General features: G+C 71.8%; 15 protein-coding genes and 1 pseudogene. 10 read left to right on the top strand and 6 right to left on the bottom strand.

From position 1 onward, the window contains the following. Positions 1-896 precede the first annotated feature (896 nt). From AB0I21_RS02620 to AB0I21_RS02640, 5 genes are all read right to left on the bottom strand, one after another. Positions 897-1,532, bottom strand: a complete 636-nt coding sequence (locus tag AB0I21_RS02620) for a response regulator transcription factor (RefSeq protein ID WP_360558513.1) — start codon at positions 1,530-1,532, stop codon at positions 897-899. Between the two features lie 100 nt (positions 1,533-1,632). Continuing rightward, positions 1,633-2,775, bottom strand: a complete 1,143-nt coding sequence (locus tag AB0I21_RS02625) for a sensor histidine kinase (protein WP_360558515.1) — start codon at positions 2,773-2,775, stop codon at positions 1,633-1,635. Then, positions 2,772-3,563, bottom strand: coding sequence for an ABC transporter permease (locus AB0I21_RS02630; RefSeq protein ID WP_360558670.1), 792 nt, complete (start codon positions 3,561-3,563; stop codon positions 2,772-2,774). The genes AB0I21_RS02625 and AB0I21_RS02630 overlap by 4 nt, the downstream gene beginning before the upstream one ends. Before the next feature lie 2 nt (positions 3,564-3,565). After that, entirely contained in the window at positions 3,566-4,393 is an 828-nt protein-coding gene (locus AB0I21_RS02635) for an ABC transporter ATP-binding protein (RefSeq protein WP_360558516.1), read from the bottom strand. A gap of 136 nt (positions 4,394-4,529) precedes the next feature. Then, a complete protein-coding gene (locus AB0I21_RS02640; RefSeq protein WP_360558671.1) occupies positions 4,530-7,106 on the bottom strand; it encodes a discoidin domain-containing protein in 2,577 nt (858 codons plus the stop codon). A 561-nt stretch (positions 7,107-7,667) separates the two neighbouring features. Here AB0I21_RS02640 and AB0I21_RS02645 point away from each other — a divergent pair. The 5 genes from AB0I21_RS02645 to AB0I21_RS02665 all read left to right on the top strand — a co-directional run bounded on the left by AB0I21_RS02645 (position 7,668) and on the right by AB0I21_RS02665 (position 12,846). After that, positions 7,668-8,957, top strand: a complete 1,290-nt coding sequence (locus AB0I21_RS02645) for a sugar ABC transporter substrate-binding protein (protein WP_344503989.1) — start codon at positions 7,668-7,670, stop codon at positions 8,955-8,957. Continuing rightward, entirely contained in the window at positions 8,954-10,033 is a 1,080-nt protein-coding gene (locus AB0I21_RS02650) for a sugar ABC transporter permease (RefSeq protein WP_360558518.1), read from the top strand. Before AB0I21_RS02645 ends, AB0I21_RS02650 begins: the two co-directional genes overlap by 4 nt. After that, entirely contained in the window at positions 10,026-10,865 is an 840-nt protein-coding gene (locus AB0I21_RS02655) for a carbohydrate ABC transporter permease (RefSeq protein ID WP_344503987.1), read from the top strand. The genes AB0I21_RS02650 and AB0I21_RS02655 overlap by 8 nt, the downstream gene beginning before the upstream one ends. Positions 10,866-10,961: 96 nt before the next feature. Further along, positions 10,962-12,332 (top strand): GH1 family beta-glucosidase, encoded by a 1,371-nt coding sequence (locus tag AB0I21_RS02660; protein ID WP_360558521.1) that lies wholly within the window; start codon positions 10,962-10,964, stop codon positions 12,330-12,332. 70 nt (positions 12,333-12,402) lie between these two features. After that, complete coding sequence (locus tag AB0I21_RS02665) at positions 12,403-12,846, top strand: DUF5709 domain-containing protein (RefSeq protein WP_360558523.1); 444 nt, start codon at positions 12,403-12,405, stop codon at positions 12,844-12,846. A gap of 29 nt (positions 12,847-12,875) precedes the next feature. On the opposite strand, the pseudogene AB0I21_RS02670 reads toward AB0I21_RS02665, so the two are convergent. Next, positions 12,876-14,072 (bottom strand): annotated as a pseudogene (locus AB0I21_RS02670) (amino acid permease); the annotation flags it as partial. Positions 14,073-14,141: 69 nt separating this feature from the next. Here AB0I21_RS02670 and AB0I21_RS02675 point away from each other — a divergent pair. From AB0I21_RS02675 to AB0I21_RS02695, 5 genes are all read left to right on the top strand, one after another. Further along, positions 14,142-15,563 (top strand): PLP-dependent aminotransferase family protein, encoded by a 1,422-nt coding sequence (locus AB0I21_RS02675; RefSeq protein ID WP_360558524.1) that lies wholly within the window; start codon positions 14,142-14,144, stop codon positions 15,561-15,563. A 24-nt stretch (positions 15,564-15,587) separates the two neighbouring features. Continuing rightward, entirely contained in the window at positions 15,588-16,424 is an 837-nt protein-coding gene (locus tag AB0I21_RS02680) for a L,D-transpeptidase (RefSeq protein WP_360558525.1), read from the top strand. Between the two features lie 127 nt (positions 16,425-16,551). Further along, complete coding sequence (locus AB0I21_RS02685) at positions 16,552-17,187, top strand: thymidylate kinase (RefSeq protein ID WP_360558526.1); 636 nt, start codon at positions 16,552-16,554, stop codon at positions 17,185-17,187. Between the two features lie 348 nt (positions 17,188-17,535). Then, on the top strand, positions 17,536-18,213 hold the full coding sequence (locus AB0I21_RS02690; RefSeq protein ID WP_360558528.1) for a histidine kinase dimerization/phospho-acceptor domain-containing protein: 678 nt from the start codon (positions 17,536-17,538) through the stop codon (positions 18,211-18,213). A 90-nt stretch (positions 18,214-18,303) separates the two neighbouring features. Then, positions 18,304-18,570 carry a hypothetical protein gene (locus tag AB0I21_RS02695; protein WP_360558530.1) on the top strand — a complete coding sequence of 89 codons (267 nt, stop codon included), beginning with the start codon at positions 18,304-18,306 and terminating at the stop codon, positions 18,568-18,570. Positions 18,571-18,582: the final 12 nt, after the last annotated feature.

Genomic DNA, 18,582 nt, shown 5'->3' on the forward strand with positions numbered 1-18,582 from the left:
GCCAGCAGGCAGAACCGGACAGCCGGCGGGCCAGCAGGCCAGCGACCGGACCCCATAGACGGCGGGCAGCAGGCAGAACCGGACAGCCGGCGGGCCAGCAGGCCAGCGACCGGACCCCATAGACGGCGGGCAGCAGGCAGAACCGGACAGCCGGCGGGCCAAGGGGCATGACTCGACGGGAGACAGGTCATCGGGCAGGACCCGACTGAACGGCGGGGCTGCAGGCAGGAACCCGGTGGGCGGCAGGGGCAGCAGGCAGGAACAGACCGACGGCGGGCCGGCAGGCAGGAACCCGGTGGGTGGCGGGCTGGGCTCAGTGGGCGGGGCAGCGGGCAGGACTGGCAGGCCGCGGCCGAACCGTCCGGCGGGTGTGGCGGGTCGGGTCGGTTGGCGGGTGTGGCGGGTCGGTGACGCTGGATCGGGTGTGATGCCGACGTTGAGCGTTCGCGTTGGCGCATGGGCAGGGGGCGACCAGTCGGGGTTCGGGCACGGGTGGGTCCGTGTCTGTCCGCGCGGGCGACGGGCCGGAGAGCGATGTGGGCGGCGGGGTGCGGGAGCCGCAGGTGACCGACGGGCCCTGCGAAGCGCCCGCGCGGGTCAACACCGACAGGATCAGGTCCATGGGATCGATGGCCGTGGAGAAGCAGGGGCGATCAGCGGGATCCTCGCGACGCGCTGGCACGGTCGACATGGACAGGAGCAAGCTCCGCGGGGCAATGGTCGTGGAGAAGCGCGGGCGATCGGCGAGGGTGCGGGAACTGCAGGCGATCGGCCGATGCAGGAGGGAGTCGCGAGGAGAGCTGGTTCGGTGGGGTGCCACGGGGGTTGACGTGGTTGACGGTGCGGGTGGTGGGGTTGTCCAGGGGTCCGGTGTGGGGGTGCTGGGTGTCCGGCGGTCAAGGGCGGGTTTGGGGAAGCAGGCCCAGGGACATGGCGGTGGTGACGGCGGCGGTGCGGTCGCTGACGTCGAGCTTGTTGAAGGTGCGGAGCAGGTGGGTCTTGACGGTGGCCTCGGTGATGTGGAGGGTGCGGCCGATGTCGGCGTTGGTGGCGCCGGTGGCGACAAGGGAGAGGACCTGCAGCTCGCGGGTGGAGAGGATCGGGGGCTGGGGTGGGTTGCGGACCTGTTGGACGAGGCGGCCGGCGACGGACGGGGCCAGGACGGTCTCGCCGCGGGCCGCGGCGCGGATGGCGGTGGTGAGGTCGGTGCGGGAGACGTCCTTGAGCAGGTAGCCGCTGGCTCCGGCTTCGACGGCGCGGAGGATGTCGGCGTCGGTGTCGTACGTGGTGAGGACGACGACGCGGGTCTGGGGCAGGGCGGCGAGGATGCGGTCGGTGGCACCGGCGCCGTCGAGGCCCGGCATGCGCAGGTCCATGAGGATGACGTCGGGGCGGTGGGTGTGGGCGGCGGTGACGGCCTCGTCGCCGGAGCCGGCTTCGCCGACGACGGTCAGGTCGGGTTCGGGCTCGAGCATGCCGCGCAGGCCGTCGCGGACGACGGGGTGGTCGTCGACCAGCAGGACGCGAATCATGCCAGGCCCAAAGAAGCCGTGGAGACAGCGGGGGCGCAGACGGGTGGCATGACATTGATCATTTCAGCCGGAGCCCCGTAAAGCGGGCGGCGCGCGCGGGTCATGACAGCTCGACCGTGATGGTGGTGCCGGCGCCCGGGCGGCTTTCGATGGTGCAGATGCCGCCGGCGTCCTCGACCCGGGCGCGCATGCCGGCCAGGCCGTAACCGGCGGCGGGTGAACCCGGGACGCTGGATGCGACGGCGGGACCAGAAGAAGGAACGGTGAAGCCGGCCCCGTCGTCGGTGACGGTGAGGGCGACCGAGGTGCCGGTGGTGGTGAGCCAGACGTCGACGGTGGTGGCGCCGGCGTGCTTGCGGACGTTGGTCAGGGCCTCCTGCAGGGAGCGCAGCAGCACCACCTGCTGCGCGGTCGGCAGGTCGATGAGGGCCCAGGAGGGGGACGGCAGGTGGCAGGCGGTGCGGATGCCGGTCTCGGCCGCCAGGCGGGAGAGCTGGCGGCGGACCGCGGCGACGAGGCCCGCGGTGTGCAGGTCGGCGGGGCTGAGGGCGGCGACGAGGGCGCGCGCCTCGGCGAGGTTGTCGCGGGCGGTGCCGACCACCTGCTCGAGGCGCCGCGCGGTCTGCGCGGGGTCGGTGGCGGCCTGGGCCAGGGTGATGATGCTCGTGAAGCCCTGCGCGAGGGTGTCGTGGATCTCGGCGGCGAGGCGGGCCCGTTCGGTGAGCACGCCGGCCTCGTGGGACAGGCGGGCGACCTCGGCGCGGCTCGCGGACAGCTCGGCGATCATCGCGGCGCGTTCCTCGTTCTGGTCGGTGAGGCGGGCGATGTACGTGCCGGCCACGATCGCGAACGCGAGGCCCAGCACGGTGAGCGGGATGAGGCCGTGCACCTTGGTCAGCGTCCCGTCGCGCAGCAGCGCGAGCGGCACGGGCACCAGGTCGAGGACGGCGACGACGAGGAGGGCGGGGCGCAGCGGGAGAGTGGCGAAGACCATCGAGCCCCAGGCGAAGAGCGCGAACGACGCCGTGTGGTCGAGCCAGACCGCGGTGAGGTGCAGCGCCGACAGGACGGCCACGAACAGGGCCGCGTGCAGGGCGAACAGCCGGTGCGCCACGGACCACGCGAGGCACCCCACCAGCAGGAGCGACGCGGACACCGAGCCGGGGGCCCGGTCGGCCAGCATGAAGCCGACGACCGAGCCCACGACCACGACATACAGCACGTCCCACAGGCCGAAGGTCACCGGCGCGACCAGCGGAACGTCAGCAGGCTCAGCGCCAGCCCGAGCACGCACCACGCCCCCAGGACCAGGGCGGTCCGGCCGGGCTCCCATGAACCTGCCACCTCCTGCGCGGCGAGGGCGTCGGGCAGGAACACCGAGCGGAATCCCTGCCCCATCCACTTGACGGGGAACAGCGCCGAGACGTTGACCATCGCCGAGGGCAGCGCGGCGATGTGGACGAAGATGCCGGACGTGAACTGCAGGACGAGGACGGGCAGGTTGAGCACCGCCGGTGCGCTGCGGGCCGAGCGGGCCAGGGACGACGCGGCGATGCCCAGCAGGGTACAGGCGACCACCGACAAAACCAGGAGCCAGCCGAGCGTCAGCCAGCGCGCACCCGAAGCAGGAACAGGTAGGTCGAAGAGCAGCACACCGACCAGCAGCAGCAACAGCACCTCGAAGAGGGCGGCGAAGAAGACCAGCACGATCTTGCCGATGAAATAGGCGCCGGCGGTGACGGGCGTGCCGCGCAGGCGTTTGAGGGTGCCGTCCTCGCGGTCGACGGCGATGCCGACGCCCATGGAGATGAACGCGGTGGACAGGATGCCGTAGGCGATCATGCCGGCGGCGAACACCTGGCTGTGCGTGGTCGGGGACCCCGGCGAGACAGGCGTGTCGAAGATGAGCCCGAGCAGGATCGTGAGCAGTGCCGGGAACGCGAACGTGAAGATGACCGCGTCCTTCTGCCGGATCAGCTGGAGGACCTCGACGAAGCCGCGGGAGCGACCCATGGCGAGCGTGGACGGCATGGTCATGACCGGGCTCCGATGAGGTCGAGGTAGACGTCTTCCAGGCTGGGACGGCGGATCTGGAGGTCGAGGGCGTCGGGCGGCAGCGCGGCGACGACGCTGTTGGGCGAGTCGGTGCGCACCTCGTGCAGGCCGGTGCCGTCGCGCCAGGTGACGGTCGCCTGCGCCCGAGCCAGTCCGCCCACAGTGGACGGTGTACCGGCGGCGACGATCCGGCCGCCCGCGATGATGGCCAGCCGGTCGGCGAGCGCCGCGGCCTCTTCGAGGTAGTGGGTGGTGAGCAGGACCGTGGTCCCGTCGGCGGCGAGTGAGCGGATCAGCGCCCAGAACTGCCGCCGCGCCTCGGGGTCGAAGCCGGTCGTCGGCTCGTCGAGGAAGACCAGGTCCGGGTTGCCGATGATGCCGAGCGCGACGTCGACGCGGCGCCGCTGCCCGCCGGACAGCGTCCGCACCCGGGCACCGGCCTTGTCCGACAGCCCGACGAGGTCGAGCACCAGCGATGGATCGCGTGGAGCGGGGTAGAAGCGCGAGTAGTGCCGGACGGTCTCGCGAACCGTGAGGTCGGCGGCGTCGGTGGCGGTCTGGAGCACGATCCCGATCCGGGACCGCCACCGGCGGCCGGCGGAGCACGGATCCTCGCCCAGCACCCGTACATCACCGCAATCGCGGCGACGGTGGCCTTCGAGGATCTCGACGGTGGTGCTCTTGCCCGCGCCGTTGGGCCCGAGCAGGGCGAAGATCTCCCCGGGCCCGACGGCGAGGGAGATCCCGTCGATGGCCGGGATGCCCCCGTACGCCTTGCGCAGCCCGTGCACTTCGATCGGTGTCATGAGGACATCGAAACGCGTACACACCCTGCCGCGGGACGACCGGAGGACTGAAGCCGGCTGTCAACCGGTCGGTGGACAAGCGCCGAGCCGGAGGACCTGGGCGGGTAGGTCCTCCGGCTCGGCAGGGGATAAAGCGCTACAGGTTCGTCACGTAGATGATCTGGTTGGCCGTGTTGGCCGGACCACCCGTGTTGTTGATGACGTGGTTGATCGTGCCGACGCCGCCGAGCGAGACGCTGACCATGTTGCGCAGCGCGACGCCCGCCTTGACCGGGACCTCGAAGGACCGTTCGCCGACGACGGCGGGGTTGGCGTTGAAGTAGCAGTAGCTGCCCAGCCCGTACGCCTCGTGCGTGGTGACGGCGTCGGCGACCTTGTAGGCGGCCCAGCCCCGGGTGGAGCCGTTCATCCAGGCGGCCTGGTTCGGCGGGTCGTAGGGCATCTCGTTCTGGAAGAAGTACGTGCGGCCGCCGTTGCCGTTCCAGATGACCTGGTACTGCTGGTAGTGCTCGACGAACAGCCCGTACATCGTGACGTTGTTGCCGTTGACGACCATGCCGTTCTGGCCGGTGTTGATGTTCCAGCCGTAGGTGCCGGCGTTGCCGTGGTCGGCGCGCCAGATCCACATGTGGTCGCCGATCACGTTGCTGCTGTTGACCTGCAGGCTGACGGTGGCCTTGCCGACGTGGGCGCCGCCGACGCGGAAGTACACGTCGTGCAGCGAGGTCGGGTTCGCGGCGTGCGAGGCCGAGGAGCCGGCCGGGCCGAGCTCGACGAGGGTCGGCGAGTTGACGGTGCCGGCGTCGATGAGCAGGCCGGCGAGCTTGACGCCGTCGACGTCGGCGACCTTGATCGCGGTGACGCCGTTGTCCGGCACGAACGTGGCGAGGCCGAGCCCGAGGACGACCGTGTTCGGGTTGTTCACCTGCAGCGGCGCGTTGAGGTGGTAGACGCCGGGCGTGACGAGCAGGTGCCGGCCGGCGGCGAGCGCCGCGTTGATCTGCGCGGCGGTGTGCCCGGGGCGGACGATGAAGAACTGGTCGAGGGAGATCGACGAGCCCGCCGGGGTCTTGCCGAACCAGCTGGTGCCGGTCGTGTTGCTCTGCAGCGCCGGGACGAACACCCGGTAGGTGCCGGTGCCGTCGATGTAGAGGAACGGCTTCTCCCGCTGCAGCGGCGTCTGGTTGATCACCGTGTGCGAGGGGTTCGGGAAGTGCGGCGGCGGGGCGCCCTGCACGCCCTGGAAGACCATGTTCCACACGGAGCCGGCCCAGCTGCCGAGCTCGCTGTTGCGGGTGTACCACTGCTGCTGCGAGCCGGACACGACGCGCCCGTCGACCTTCGTGTCGGCCATGAGGCCGCCGGAGGACCAGCCGTCGCCGCCGTTCCAGAGCTGGATCTCGTTGTTGCCGCCGCGCAGGTGCATGCGGCGGTACTGCACGGCCTGCGAGACGGCCCAGCGCTCGACCTGCACGCCGTTGCCGGTGTTCGGCAGGGTCACGGACAGGTTCTCCGCACCGCGCCAGAAGTTCTGGGTGGCGTTGCCGCCGAACCAGGTGGCCTCGGCCCGGACGTGGCCGTTGATGTTGACGTCGTCGGGTGAGAACCCGAGGCCGGCGACCTGGGTGTAGAAGCCGACGTTGGCGTCGATGGTGTGGTTGCCGGGCTTGAACAGCACCGCGTAGCGCTCGGTGCCGAACTGGTTGGTCTCCTGGCCGGCGAAGATCTGGTTGAGCCGGGCCTGCGCGGCGGCCTGCTGCGACGGGTCGAAGACGGAGACGTTGGGGCCGAAGTTGGGGTTCTTCGGGTCGGGCGTCTCGATCGGCCCGCTGCTCGTGGGACCGCTGCTCGACGGGCTGGCGCCGCCCAATACGTACACCTCGAACTCCCACAGCGAGACGCCCCACTGCGTGGCCTTGGCGGTGGCGTTGACCCGAACATAGCGGCCGGTGCCGGTCACGTCGATCGTCTGGACCCCGCCGGTGCCGGTGGTGGTCGAGTGGATCGTGGTCCAGGCGGCGTTGTCGCTGGAGACCTGGATCTGGAAGGCGCTGGCGTACGCGGCCTCCCAGCGCAGGACCACCCGGCAGAGCTGGTACGACGCGCCGAGGTCGACGGTGATCCACTGCGGGACGGAGGCGGCGCTGGCCCAGCGGGTGCCGGTGTTGCCGTCGACGGCGGCACTGGCGGGCGTGCCGGCGTTCTCGGTCGAGGAGGCGGTGGCCGGGCGGGTGATCGCGCGGTTCGTCGGGCCGCAGGTCTGGCCGGTCGGCGAGGACTCGCCGTACACCTGGAACTCCCACAGCGAGTAGCCGTAGGCGGTGTTGCGCTGGGTGCCGTACATCCGCACGTAGCGTCCGGTGCCGGTGACGTTCAGCGTCTGGGTGCCGCCGGCGCCGGTGGTGGTGCTGTAGACCTGCGTCCAGTTCGCGGCGTCGTTGGAGATCTGGATCTGGAACGCCTTGCCGGACGCGGCCTCCCAGTTGAGCACGACCTGCGACAGCGCGGCGGGCGCGCCGAGGTCGACCTGGATCCACTGGGGGTCGGCGAAGGCGCTGGCCCAGCGGGTGCCGGTGTTGCCGTCGGTGGCGGCGGTCGCCGGCGTGCCGGCGTTCTCGCTGGAGGAGGCGGTGGTGGGCTTGCCCTGCGACAGCAGGGTCGGTGCGGCGCTCGCGTTGGGCAGCGCGATCGCGGCGACGGCGGTGGAGAGCATCAGGGTGGTGGCGCCACCGAGGAGCCAGCGGCGCAGACCGTTGCGCCGCGGTGGCGCATCAGCGGGCGCATGCGCCGCGGGATAACGCGACAAACGCGGAAATTTCATGATCCTGCCTGTCAGTCGGGGGACGTGGCGGGGCCGTGAGCTGGGCGGACGGAACCGTGGGCGGTGACCTGTCGAGGCAAGGCGGTGCGTCGACGGTCGTCGACATTCTCATGTCGGGAGCCACACATGAGAGAGCGCTCTCTCAGAACCACGAGTGTTACGCCGAGGTTGCATCGCCGTCAAGACATACTTCGATCGCGACGTAAACAATCCTGTTTTGTCCGATTCTACGGACCGCCGGAACCGCTTCCCGACCTTGACGTCCAGGTGACGCACCACTTTAATGACGACATTATTTAAGTCCCGACAGAAACCAACTGGTCGCGGCAACACCCCGTTCGGCTGGGACCAGCACCACCTTCACCCCCTGTCGAGCGTGCGACCGTCACGCCGCAGCCCCAACCCCTGCGGTCGCTTCGGCACGCCGGTCGGCACCCATGAAAGGGCAGACACGTGCCGAGACGAAGGCTCGCGTTACTGATGGCGGCCGCCCTCCTGACCGGTTCGCTCGCCGCGTGCGGCAACCCCGTGGCGGACGCCAAGACCCTGACCTACTGGGCGAGCAACCAGGGCAGCAGCCTCGAGTTCGACAAGCAGACCCTGGCCCCCGTCCTGGAGCGCTTCGAGCAGCAGACCGGCATCCACGTCAAGGTCGAGGTCGTGCCCTGGTCGGACCTGCTCAACCGGCTCCTGGCGGCGGCGACGTCGGGCCGCGGGCCGGACGTGGTCAACATCGGCAACACGTGGTCGGCGTCGCTGCAGGCGACGAACGCACTGATCTCGTTCGACGCGGCGGCGTTCGACCGGATCGGCGGCCGGGACCGGTTCGTGCCGGCGGCCCTCGCCTCGGCGGGCGCGCCGGGCAAGGCACCGGCGGCGGTCCCGCTGTACTCGCTGTCGTACGCGCTCTACTACAACAAGCAGATGTTCGCCGACGCGGGCATCAGCAAGCCCCCGGCGACGTGGGAGGAGCTGGTCGAGGTCGGCAAGCGCCTCACCAACGGCAAGCAGTGGGGCCTGGCGATCGAGGGCGCGAACCTGTCGGAGAACGCACACCACGCGTTCACGTTCAGCCAGCAGTACGGCGGCGAGTGGTTCGACCTGAGCGGCAAGCCGACGTTCGACACGGACCAGAACGTCAAGGCGATCAAGCGGTACATCGACCTCATGGCCGTCGACAAGATCGTCAACCCGAGCAACGCCGAGTACGCGAAGAACGAGTCGCTGTCCGACTTCGCCAACCGCAAGGCGGCGATGCTGCTGTGGCAGGCGGCCGGCTCCGCGTTCCAGGCGCAGGGCATGCGCCCCGAGGAGTACGGCATCGCGCACGTGCCGTTCCCGGCGAACCCGCCCGCCGGCGGCCGGAAGGTCAACAGCATGGTCGCCGGGATCAACATCGCGGTGTTCCGGCACAGCAGGAACCTGGAGGGCGCAATGGAGTTCGTGAAGTTCATGACCAGCGACGACGAGCAGGTCGCCCTCAACAAGGTGTACGGGTCGCTGCCGTCGGTCAAGGGCGCGCTCACGAACCCGGCGTTCCAGGCGCCGGAGCAGAAGATCCTCGCCGAGGTGCTCGCCTCGACGGCGTCGCCGCTGCCGCAGGTGACGACGGAGAGCCAGTTCGAGACCCTCGTCGGCGCGGTGATGAAGGAGCAGTTCGCCAACGCGGCGAACAACAAACCGATCACCGAGGCCGCCATCCGGGCGAAGCTGAAGGCCGTCGAGCAACGGATGAAGGCATGACCGCCGGGCACCCGCAGCGGCGGGTCACACCGATGCAGTCGGCCCGCGGGTCGGCGACCGTCCCCGTCCGCCGGCCCATGCACGCCGCGCCGGACGTGCGGCAGCACCGCGGCTCCGCCCCCAACGCCGCGCCGCGGCGGGCGAGCACGCCCGCGCAGCGCCGGAGGCGGAGGCTGCGGTCCAAGTACCTGCCGTACATGCTGGTCCTGCCGGCCGCGTTCCTGGAGATCGCGATCCACGTCGTGCCGATGCTCGTCGGCGTGTGGATGAGCCTGCTGGAGCTGACCCAGTTCCACATCCAGGACTGGTCGACGGCGCCGTTCGTCGGGTTCGGCAACTACAGCGCGACCCTCGACGTCAACAGCGAGACCGGCAAGGCGCTGCTGCACTCGTTCGGCATCACCGTGCTGTACACGACGCTGTCGGTGGCGATCTCGTGGCTGTTCGGCCTGTCGGCGGCGGTGTTCCTGCAGCGGCCGTTCCGCGGCCGGGCGCTGCTGCGCACGCTGTTCCTCACCCCGTACGCGCTGCCGGTCTACGCCGCCGTCATCACCTGGGGGTTCCTGTTCCAGCGGGACACGGGCCTGGTCAACCACGTGCTCGTCGACCAGCTCGGGCTCGTCGACGGGGAGCGGCCGTTCTGGCTCATCGGCGAGAACAGCTTCTGGGCACTGCTGGTGGTGTCGGTGTGGCGGACGTGGCCGTTCGCGCTGCTGTGCATCACCGCCGGCCTGCAGAACGTGCCGACGGAGATGTACGAGGCGGCCGCGATCGACGGCGCCGGGTTCTGGCGGCGGATCACCTCGGTGACGCTGCCGTCGCTGCGGCCGATCAACCAGGTGCTGCTGCTGGTGCTGTTCCTGTGGACGTTCAACGACTTCAACACCCCGTACGTGCTGTTCGGCGGCTCCGCGCCGCCGGAGGCGGATCTCATCTCGATCCACATCTACAACAGCTCGTTCAGCACCTGGGACTTCGGCACGGGCTCGGCGATGTCGGTGGCGCTGCTGCTGTTCCTGCTGCTGGTCACGGCCGTCTACCTGTTGATCACGAACCGCAGGAGGATCCATGCGTGAGGGCCGGGGCGAGCGGATCGCCCGCTGGATCGTGCTGACCTTCCTGGCCGCGTTCGTGCTGACGCCGCTGTACGTGATGGTGAGCTCGGCGTTGAAGCCGCTGCAGGACGTGCAGGACTACTTCACCTGGTTCCCCTCGACGCTGACGTTCCAGGCGTTCGTCGACATGTGGAGCACCGTCCCGCTCGGCAACTACCTGCTCAACAGCGTGATCGTGGCGTCGGTCGCGGCGGTGTTCTCGGTGGTGATCGCGGTCTTCGCGGCGTTCGCGATCAGCCGGTACCGCTTCCGCGGCCGGAGCGTGTTCTCCGTCGCGGTCCTGTCGACGCAGATGTTCCCCGGCATCCTGTTCCTGCTGCCGCTGTTCCTCATCTACGTGAACCTCGGCACGGCCGGCGGCGTCGACCTGTACCAGACCCGCCTGGGCCTGGTCATCACGTACCTGACGTTCTCGCTGCCGTTCTCGATCTGGATGCTGGCCGGCTACTTCGACTCGATCCCCCGCGGCCTCGACGAGGCGGCCCAGGTCGACGGCGCCGGGTCGATGCGCACCCTGTTCACCGTCATCCTGCCGACCGCCGTGCCGGGGATCGTCGCGGTGACCGTCTACGCGTTCATGACGGCGTGGGGCGAGGTGCTGTTCGCCTCGATCATGACGGACCAGGACAGCCGCACCCTCGCCGTCGGCCTGCAGGCCTACTCCACCCAGTTCCAGGTCTACTGGAACCAGGTGATGGCCGCGTCCCTGGTCGTCAGCGTCCCGGTCGTCGCCGGGTTCCTGGCGCTGCAACGGTACTTCGTGGCCGGCCTCACCGCCGGCGCGGTCAAGTAGGGCACCGCGCCGGCGGCACGGTCACGCGAGCCGCCGGCGCGGCCGAGCAACGCGCAAGCAAACCCCGTCCTCAACCACCAAGAGGAGAACCGTCCCGTGCTGGATCTGTCCAACCTCCCACCGAACTTCATCTGGGGGTCCGCGACCGCGGCGTACCAGATCGAGGGCGCCGTCACCGAAGACGGCCGTGGACCGTCCATCTGGGACACCTTCAGCCATGCGCCGGGCAACGTCGACAACGGCGACACCGGCGACGTGGCCTGCGACCACTACCACCGCTGGCCGGAGGACATCGCGCTGATGCGCCGGCTGGGCCTGGCGGCGTACCGCTTCTCGGTGGCGTGGCCGCGGGTCATCCCGGCCGGGACGGGCACGGTGAACGAGGCCGGGCTGGACTTCTACGACCGGCTCGTCGACGGGCTGCTCGAGGCGGGCATCCGGCCGTTCGCGACCCTGTACCACTGGGACCTGCCGCAGGCGCTGCAGGACCGGGGCGGCTGGCCGGAGCGGGCGACGGCGGAGGCGTTCGCGGACTACGCGGCGGTCGTCGCGGGCCGGCTCGGCGACCGGGTCGCGGACTGGAACACGGTCAACGAGCCGCTGTGCGTCTGCTGGATCGGGCATCTCGAGGGCCGGATGGCGCCGGGCGAGCGGGACCTGACCCGTGCGGTCCGCGCGTCGCACCACGTGCTGCTCGGCCACGGCCTGGTCAACCAGGCGATCCGCGCGTCGGCGCAGCTGCCGCCGGCGGTCGGGATCGTGCTGAACCTGAGCCCGACGGAGCCCGGCAGCGACCGTCCCGAGGACGTGGCGGCGGCGGTACGGGCGGACGGCCACATCAACCGCTGGTGGCTGGACCCGCTGCACGGCCTCGGCTACCCGGCGGACATGCTCGACACGTACCGGGTGGAGGTGCCGGTCCGCGACGGCGACCTGGAGCTGATCGCGGCGCCGACGGAGTTCCTCGGCATCAACTACTACTTCCGCCAGGTCATCGTCGACGCCCCGGACTCCCACGCGCCGTTCGTGGCGCAGATCCCGGTGCCGGGCTCGATCGAGACGGCGATGCCGTGGGAGGTCTACGCGAAGGGCCTGGAGGACATCCTGGTGCGGGTCGCCGAGACGTACCAGCCGCGCAGCATCCTCGTGACGGAGAACGGCTCCGCGTGGGCGGACACGGTCGAGCCGAACGGCGACATCCAGGACAAGGAGCGCGTCGACTACCTGGAACAGCACCTGGACGCGGTCCGCAACGCGGTCGTCCGGGGCGCGCCGGTCGACGGCTACTTCGCCTGGTCGCTGCTGGACAACTTCGAGTGGGCGTACGGCTACGACAAGCGCTTCGGGCTCGTCCGGGTCGACTACGACACGCAGGAGCGCACGATCAAGGCGAGCGGCCACCGGTACGCGGAGCTGATCCGGAGCCACCGGGCCACTCATCAGGCGGCGCACGATCCGGTGATTTAGGGTCGAATGTGGCGCTGCCGGGTATGCAACACGGCAGCGCCACGCCACCTGCGACCGAGGAGACGTGATCATGAGCTCTGAAACCGCGAGCTGGGACCCGGCACCGGACGAGGAAGGCCAGCTGTCGGCCCAGGACACCCTGTCGGACCGCGGCCTGGACGACGCCCTCGACGAGGGGTATTCGCCGCCGGAGAAGCCGCTCGGGTTGAACGCGTTCGGGGTCACCCAGGCCGAGGCGCAGCGGGGCGAGTCCTGGGACCGCCGCCTGCGACAGGAGGAGCCGGACCCGATGGCCCGGCCCGACCTCGACGACTACGGCACGACGACCGAGTCCGGCGAGTTCTTCGACGCGGGCGAGGTCGGCGACCGGCGCGCCGGACGGCTCGTCGCCCCCGACGAGGGCTGGGGCGAGGACGAGGAGAAGGACGAGATCGGCTCCGACGTGGGCATCGACGGCGGCGCGGCGTCGGCCGAGGAGGCCGCCATGCACATCATCGAGCCCGACCTGCGCTGACGCCGTACCGTGGCGGCGAAATAACCAAGCGCGACCATCGCCACCGCGCCCGGCCACAGCACATACCATGTGGTGAGGGCGAGCAGCCCGACCACACACAGCAGCGCCACGACCGCGACGCGTCGGGACCAGCTCCCGGCCGGCAGCAGCTTCACCGCCGCCGCCGTCCCCAGGACGTACACGACGACGAACGACGCGGTCGTGGCCAGCAGCAGCGGCTTCGCCCCGACGCCCAGCGGCCCCGCGACGGCGAGGCACGCGCCCGCGAGCCCGGCGACCACGGCCAGTGACCGGCGGGGCACCTCCCCCGCGCCCGCGCCCTTGGCGAGCCACGCGGGCATCGCCCCGTCGCGGCCGAGGGCGGCGCCGAGCTTGGCGGCGCCCGCGAAGTAGGCGTTGACCGCGCCGGCGGTGAGCAGCAGCGCGACGACCGCGGTGAGGATCTTCACGTCGCGGCCGAGGCCGATGGTGAGCAGCTCGGCGAGGGGCGCGGCCACGGTGCCGGCGCGCGGGCCGAGGACCAGCTGGCTGGTGGCGGCGACGAGCAGGTAGAGCACGCCGACGACGGCGACGGCGATCCAGGTGGCGCGGGGCACGTCGCGGCGCGGGTGGCGGTAGTCGGCGGCGAGCGACGTGAGCGCCTCCCAGCCGGCGAACCCCCAGACGAGCACGGCCATCGCGGGCCCGATCGCGAGCCAGCCGTGCGGGGCGAAGGGCCGCAGGTTGGCCAGGTCGGCGTGCGGCAGCGCGGTGCCGACGGCGAGCAGCAGCAGCGCGGCGAGGACGCCGGCGAGCCACAGCTGCGCCTTGCCGGACACCTTCACGCCGCCGAAGTTCAGCCCGGCGACGACGACGATGAGGGCTCCGGCCGTGAGCAGCGTCGTACGGTGGCCGCCGCCGACGACCGCGGTGACATAGGCGGCACCGAAGCCCGCGGCGGGCAGGAACCCGACGGGGACGGCGGCGTAGAAGATCCACCCGACGACCGCGGCGGCGCGCGGGCCGAACGCCGCGCCGACGTACGTGGAGACGCCACCCGCGTCCGGGTACCTGGCGCCGAGCGCGGCGAACGTGGCTGCGAGGGGCGCGGACAGCACGACGAGGGCGAGCCACGCGACGAGCGAGGCGGGGCCGGCGACCTGGGCGCCGAGGGCGGGCAGGGCGATCACGCCGGTGCCGAGGACGGCGCCGACGGACAGGGCCGCGCCTTGCTTGACGGTGAGCATACGATCGACGCTAGGCCCGGGCTTGGCCCGGTAGAAGTACCAATAACTTCCTACTTGGAGTGGGCCAAGTTGGATCTGCACATCACCCTCGGCGGCCGAGGTGACCAGGCGACCCGCATCTACCGGCAGGTCCGCGACGCGATCCTCGACGGGCGGCTGCGGGCCGGCGAGCGGGTCCCGCCGAGCCGGGAGCTGGCGCGGGACCTCGCGGTGTCGCGCAACACGGTCGCCGCCGCCTACGACCGCCTCGTCGGCGACGGGTTCCTGGAGGGCCGGGCGGGCGCGGGCACGTTCGTGGCGACGCCGCCACCGGCGTCCAGGTCGCGCCGCGCCCCGGTCGGCGCGCTCCGCCCGTCGCCGCGTTTCACCGTCCCCGAGCGGCCTCCGGTCGCTCCGGCGCGGTACGACCTGCGGGCCGGCCACCCGGACGGCGCCCTGTTCCCCCTCGCCACGTGGCGGCGCCTGCTGACCCGGTCGCTCAGCGCGTCCCCCGACTACGGCGAGCCGGCCGGCCTGCCCGCGCTGCGGGCCGCGATCGCGCGGTCGGTGGGGCTGTCCCGGTCGGTGCGGGCGTCGCCGGAGGACGTGCTCGTCACCAACGGCGCCCAGCAGGGCCTCGACCTCGTCGGGCGGGTCCTGATCGAGCCGGGCACGGTCGTCGCCGTCGAGGAGCCCGGCTACCCACCCGCGCGCGAGGCCTTCGAGTCGCTCGGCGCGCGCGTCGTGCCCGTCCCCGTCGACGGGTCGGGCCTGATCGTCGACGCGCTCCCGAGGTCGGCGCGGCTGGTGTACGTCACACCCTCCCACCAGTACCCGCTCGGCGTCCCGATGACGATGCCGCGGCGGTCGGCGCTGCTCGGCTGGGCCGAACGGCACGGCGCGGCGATCGTCGAGGACGACTACGACAGCGAGTTCCGCTACTCCGACCGGCCCCCTTTCGCGGTGCTGGAGCCGCTGCAGAGCCTCGACCGGGCGGGCAGGGTCGTCTACGTCGGCTCGTTCGCCAAGACGCTCCTGCCCGCGCTGCGCCTCGGGTTCCTGGTCGCACCCGCGTCGCTGCGGCCCGCGCTCGTCGCGGCGAAGCGCCTCACCGACTGGCACGCCGAGCCCGCCGCGCAGGCCGCGCTCGCCTCGTTCATCGACGACGGGCAGCTGCGGCGGCACGTGCGGTCGGTGACGCGGGTGTACGCCACCCGCCACGATCTCGTGACCGCCGCGGCGCGCGGGGTGCTCGCCGACCGGTTCACGCTCGTGCCGTCGTCGGCGGGCCTGCACGTGACGCTCCTCGCCGCCCCGCACGTCGACGTGCCACGGGTCGTCGCGCGGCTGCGGTCCGCGGACGTGGCGGTCGAGCGGCTCGCCGGCTTCTTCCTGGAGCCCGCACCGGTGGACGGGCTCGTCGTGGGCTTCGGCATGATCGGCGCCGACGACCTGCCCGTCGCTCTCGACCTGCTCGACCGATGCTCCTCTGACCGGCCGACAGACCTGTAGCGGCGGCTCCGCTATCTTGGACGGATGCTCGTGCGCCGCGCCGCCGCCCTGACCGCGCTCACGATCTGCCTCACCGGCTGCGGCTCCTCGCCGTCGAAACCGGCTCAGTCCGCCGCCCCTTCGGCGTCGTCGCAGGCACCGGCCTCCGCATCGCCGTCCGTGCAGGCGGCCGCGCCCGCCTCCGCCGCGCCGGCCCCCGCCGGCATCCCCACGATCACCTACACGAAGGCCGCGACCGGGTTCCCCGCCGACCCCGACCAGTCCTCGACGGTCCCGCTGACCGAGGCGGCGCACCCCACGGCGAAGCTCGCCGCCTACGACGCGCCCGGCGGCACCGCCCGCGCCTACCTGACCCCCGACATCAGCGGCGTGCCGCTGGTCATGCCGATCGTCGCCCGGCGGTCCGGCTGGGTCGCGGTGCTGCTGCCGTCGCTCAACCGCAGCATCGGCTGGCTCCCCGAGGGCGGCTGGAACAGGGTGCCGCTGCACGACCAGCTCATCGTGCGGCGCGGCGCGTTCACGCTCACCTGGGTCCGCGACGGCGCCGTCCAGCAGACGTGGACCGTCACGATCGGCGCGCCCGAGACCCCGACGCCGCTGGGGCGCACGTTCGTCCTGGGGCGTTCGTCGCTGCCGAGCAAGGTGTACGCGGGGCTCGACGTCCTCGCCCTCGGCGCCGTCCCGGACGACAAGGGCGCCGTCGCGGACGGCCTGGCGGACGCGCACACCGGCATCCACGCGTGGTACCGCAACGAGTTCGGCTTCCGGCGCTCCAACGGCTGCGTCCGGATGCCGCCGGCCGCGCAGCAGGCCCTGCTCGACGCGGTCCCCGCCGGCACCAGCGTCGTCGTCCTGCCCTGATCCTTTGCTCCGCCTTCTCTTGTCTTCCCGTCTCGTCTCTTGATCGGTCGTCCTCGCTCGGTCGTCTTCGCGCGGTTCACTGGCGCTTCACTCGCGACGGCTTACCGTAGGGAAGGTGATCCGTACAGTGGCACTGATTGGTATCGACGGCGCCGGCAAATCCACCCAGGCCCGGTGGCTCGCCGACTGGCTCGACGCGAGCGGCACCCCCGCCCGCTACCACCGCAACGCCGCCGGACGGGTCTTCTTCGGCCGGCTCGCCCAGCGCCTCGGCCGCCGCGACGCCGAAGACCTGCTCGGCGTGCGGCTCTTCCTGCTGGTGGAGACGCTGCTGCGCGGCCTGGTCATCACGAGGGCGCTCCTGGTGTCCCGGCTGACCGGCACGGTGGCCGTCATGGACCGGTACACCTACTGCCAGTACACCAGCATCACCGTCCGTAAGGGCCGGCTCTGGCCCGCGCGGCTGCTCTTCCGCCTCCTGCCGCAGCCCGACCTCGTCTTCTACCTGGCGGTGCCGCCGCCCGTGGCCCAGGCCCGGGTCGAGGCGCGAGGCAAGGACCACGAGGAGCTGGACTATCTGACGGCCTGCGACGAGGCGTACCGGGCGCTGCCGGAAGCTCCCCGGTTCACGATCGTCGACGCCGGCACCGACCCGTCGACGGTCCAGGCGTCCCTGCGCGCCGCGCTGCGCCCCGACCTGCTGCCCGACGCGACCCAGCAGCCGCCGGCCCGCAGGACCTCCCACCTGCTCCCGATCGGCTGACCACCCGCACCCCTGCTCCCCGTACCCCCTGCTCCCCGCACCCCTGCCCCACGGGCCTGGCTTGGCCTGCCCGGCATGGATCATGCGGCGCTGCCGGGCCGGTCCGCCAGCCCGGCGCCCCGCGGCCGGTCCGCCAGCCCGGCGCCTCGCGGCCGGTCTCCCAGCGCGGTGCCTCGCGGCCGGTCCGCCAGCGCGGCGTTTCGGTGGACGCCGCCTCGCGAGCCGCCGACCGCACGGCTGTCCCGATCGGGTGACCTGCTCGCCTGTCGGGGAGCCGGCAGCTCGGACGCCGGTTAGCGTCGATGTCTCGGGCCCCGCGGGCATCCGAGCACGACGAAAGGAACGCGCGTGTTCTCCACCGGCGACGATCCCGCGGCGCGACTGCGACACGAGCTGCACACCCCGTTGACGTCGATCCTCGCGTACACCCGGCTGCTGCGCGACGACCTCGCCGGCGCCCCCGCCGCGGAGGCCCTGCGCGAGGGTGTCGCCTGCCTCGACGCCATCGACCGCAACGCGGTCCGCCTCCAGCGCTACGTCGACGGCGTCATCCTCCCCCTGGCCGCCGTCGACGAAGACCCCTCGGGCACCCACCGCGCCGGCGCCACCGACCTGGTCGCGGTGCTGCGCGACGCCGTCGACCTGGCCCGCCGCGTGGCGGTCGCGGCAGCGGTGAGCATCCACGCGGACGCCCCCGCCACGGTCCCGGTCGCGGTCGACGACCTCGTCTGCCGGCACCTCGTCGGCCAGCTCGTCCTGTGGCTCGCGACAACCGCACCGAGCCGCGCCCACATCGAGATCGCCCTGCGCGCCGACCCCGTGCCGGCCATCGACGCGAAGATCGTCGCCCACGGCGAGCTGACCGCGCCGCACCCCCGCCCCAGCGACCCGCAGAAGCCCACCGACCTGCGCGTGGCCAGCGCCGTCGCCAGCCTCTGCGGCGGCGAGGTCCGCCTGGACGAGACCTCGTTCCGCCTCACCCTGCCCGCCAGCGTCCTCGCAACGGCAAGCCGCCTGTCCCCGTAGCGCGCGACTCCCCGTAACGCGGCTGGCCGCCCCCCATCGTGTACCTGCTCGGTCCGGGCTCCCCACAGCGCGGCTCCCCACAGCGCGCGGTTGGAGGTGGTGTTCGAGCCGACCGGTCCGGCGTGGTTGCCGGTCGCGGTGTTCTTCACCGGTCGCGGGCATGCGGTGTTTCGGGTGTCGTCGGCGAAGGCGGCGGACCTGCGCAGGTTCCTGTCGCGACATGCGAAGTCCAACGGCATCGACGCGGACGCCCTTGCCCGGTTGCCGTTGATCAATCTTGGCGGTTGCGGCACCTGGAACTGCCCGGTGCTGAGGCGGCGGCGTTGGACCGGCGGGTGCGGGCGTGTGACCGGTTGACGATGGCTGCTG

Source organism: Dactylosporangium sp. NPDC050588 (assembly GCF_040654975.1).
Taxonomy (GTDB): Bacteria; Actinomycetota; Actinomycetes; order Mycobacteriales; family Micromonosporaceae; genus Dactylosporangium; species Dactylosporangium maewongense.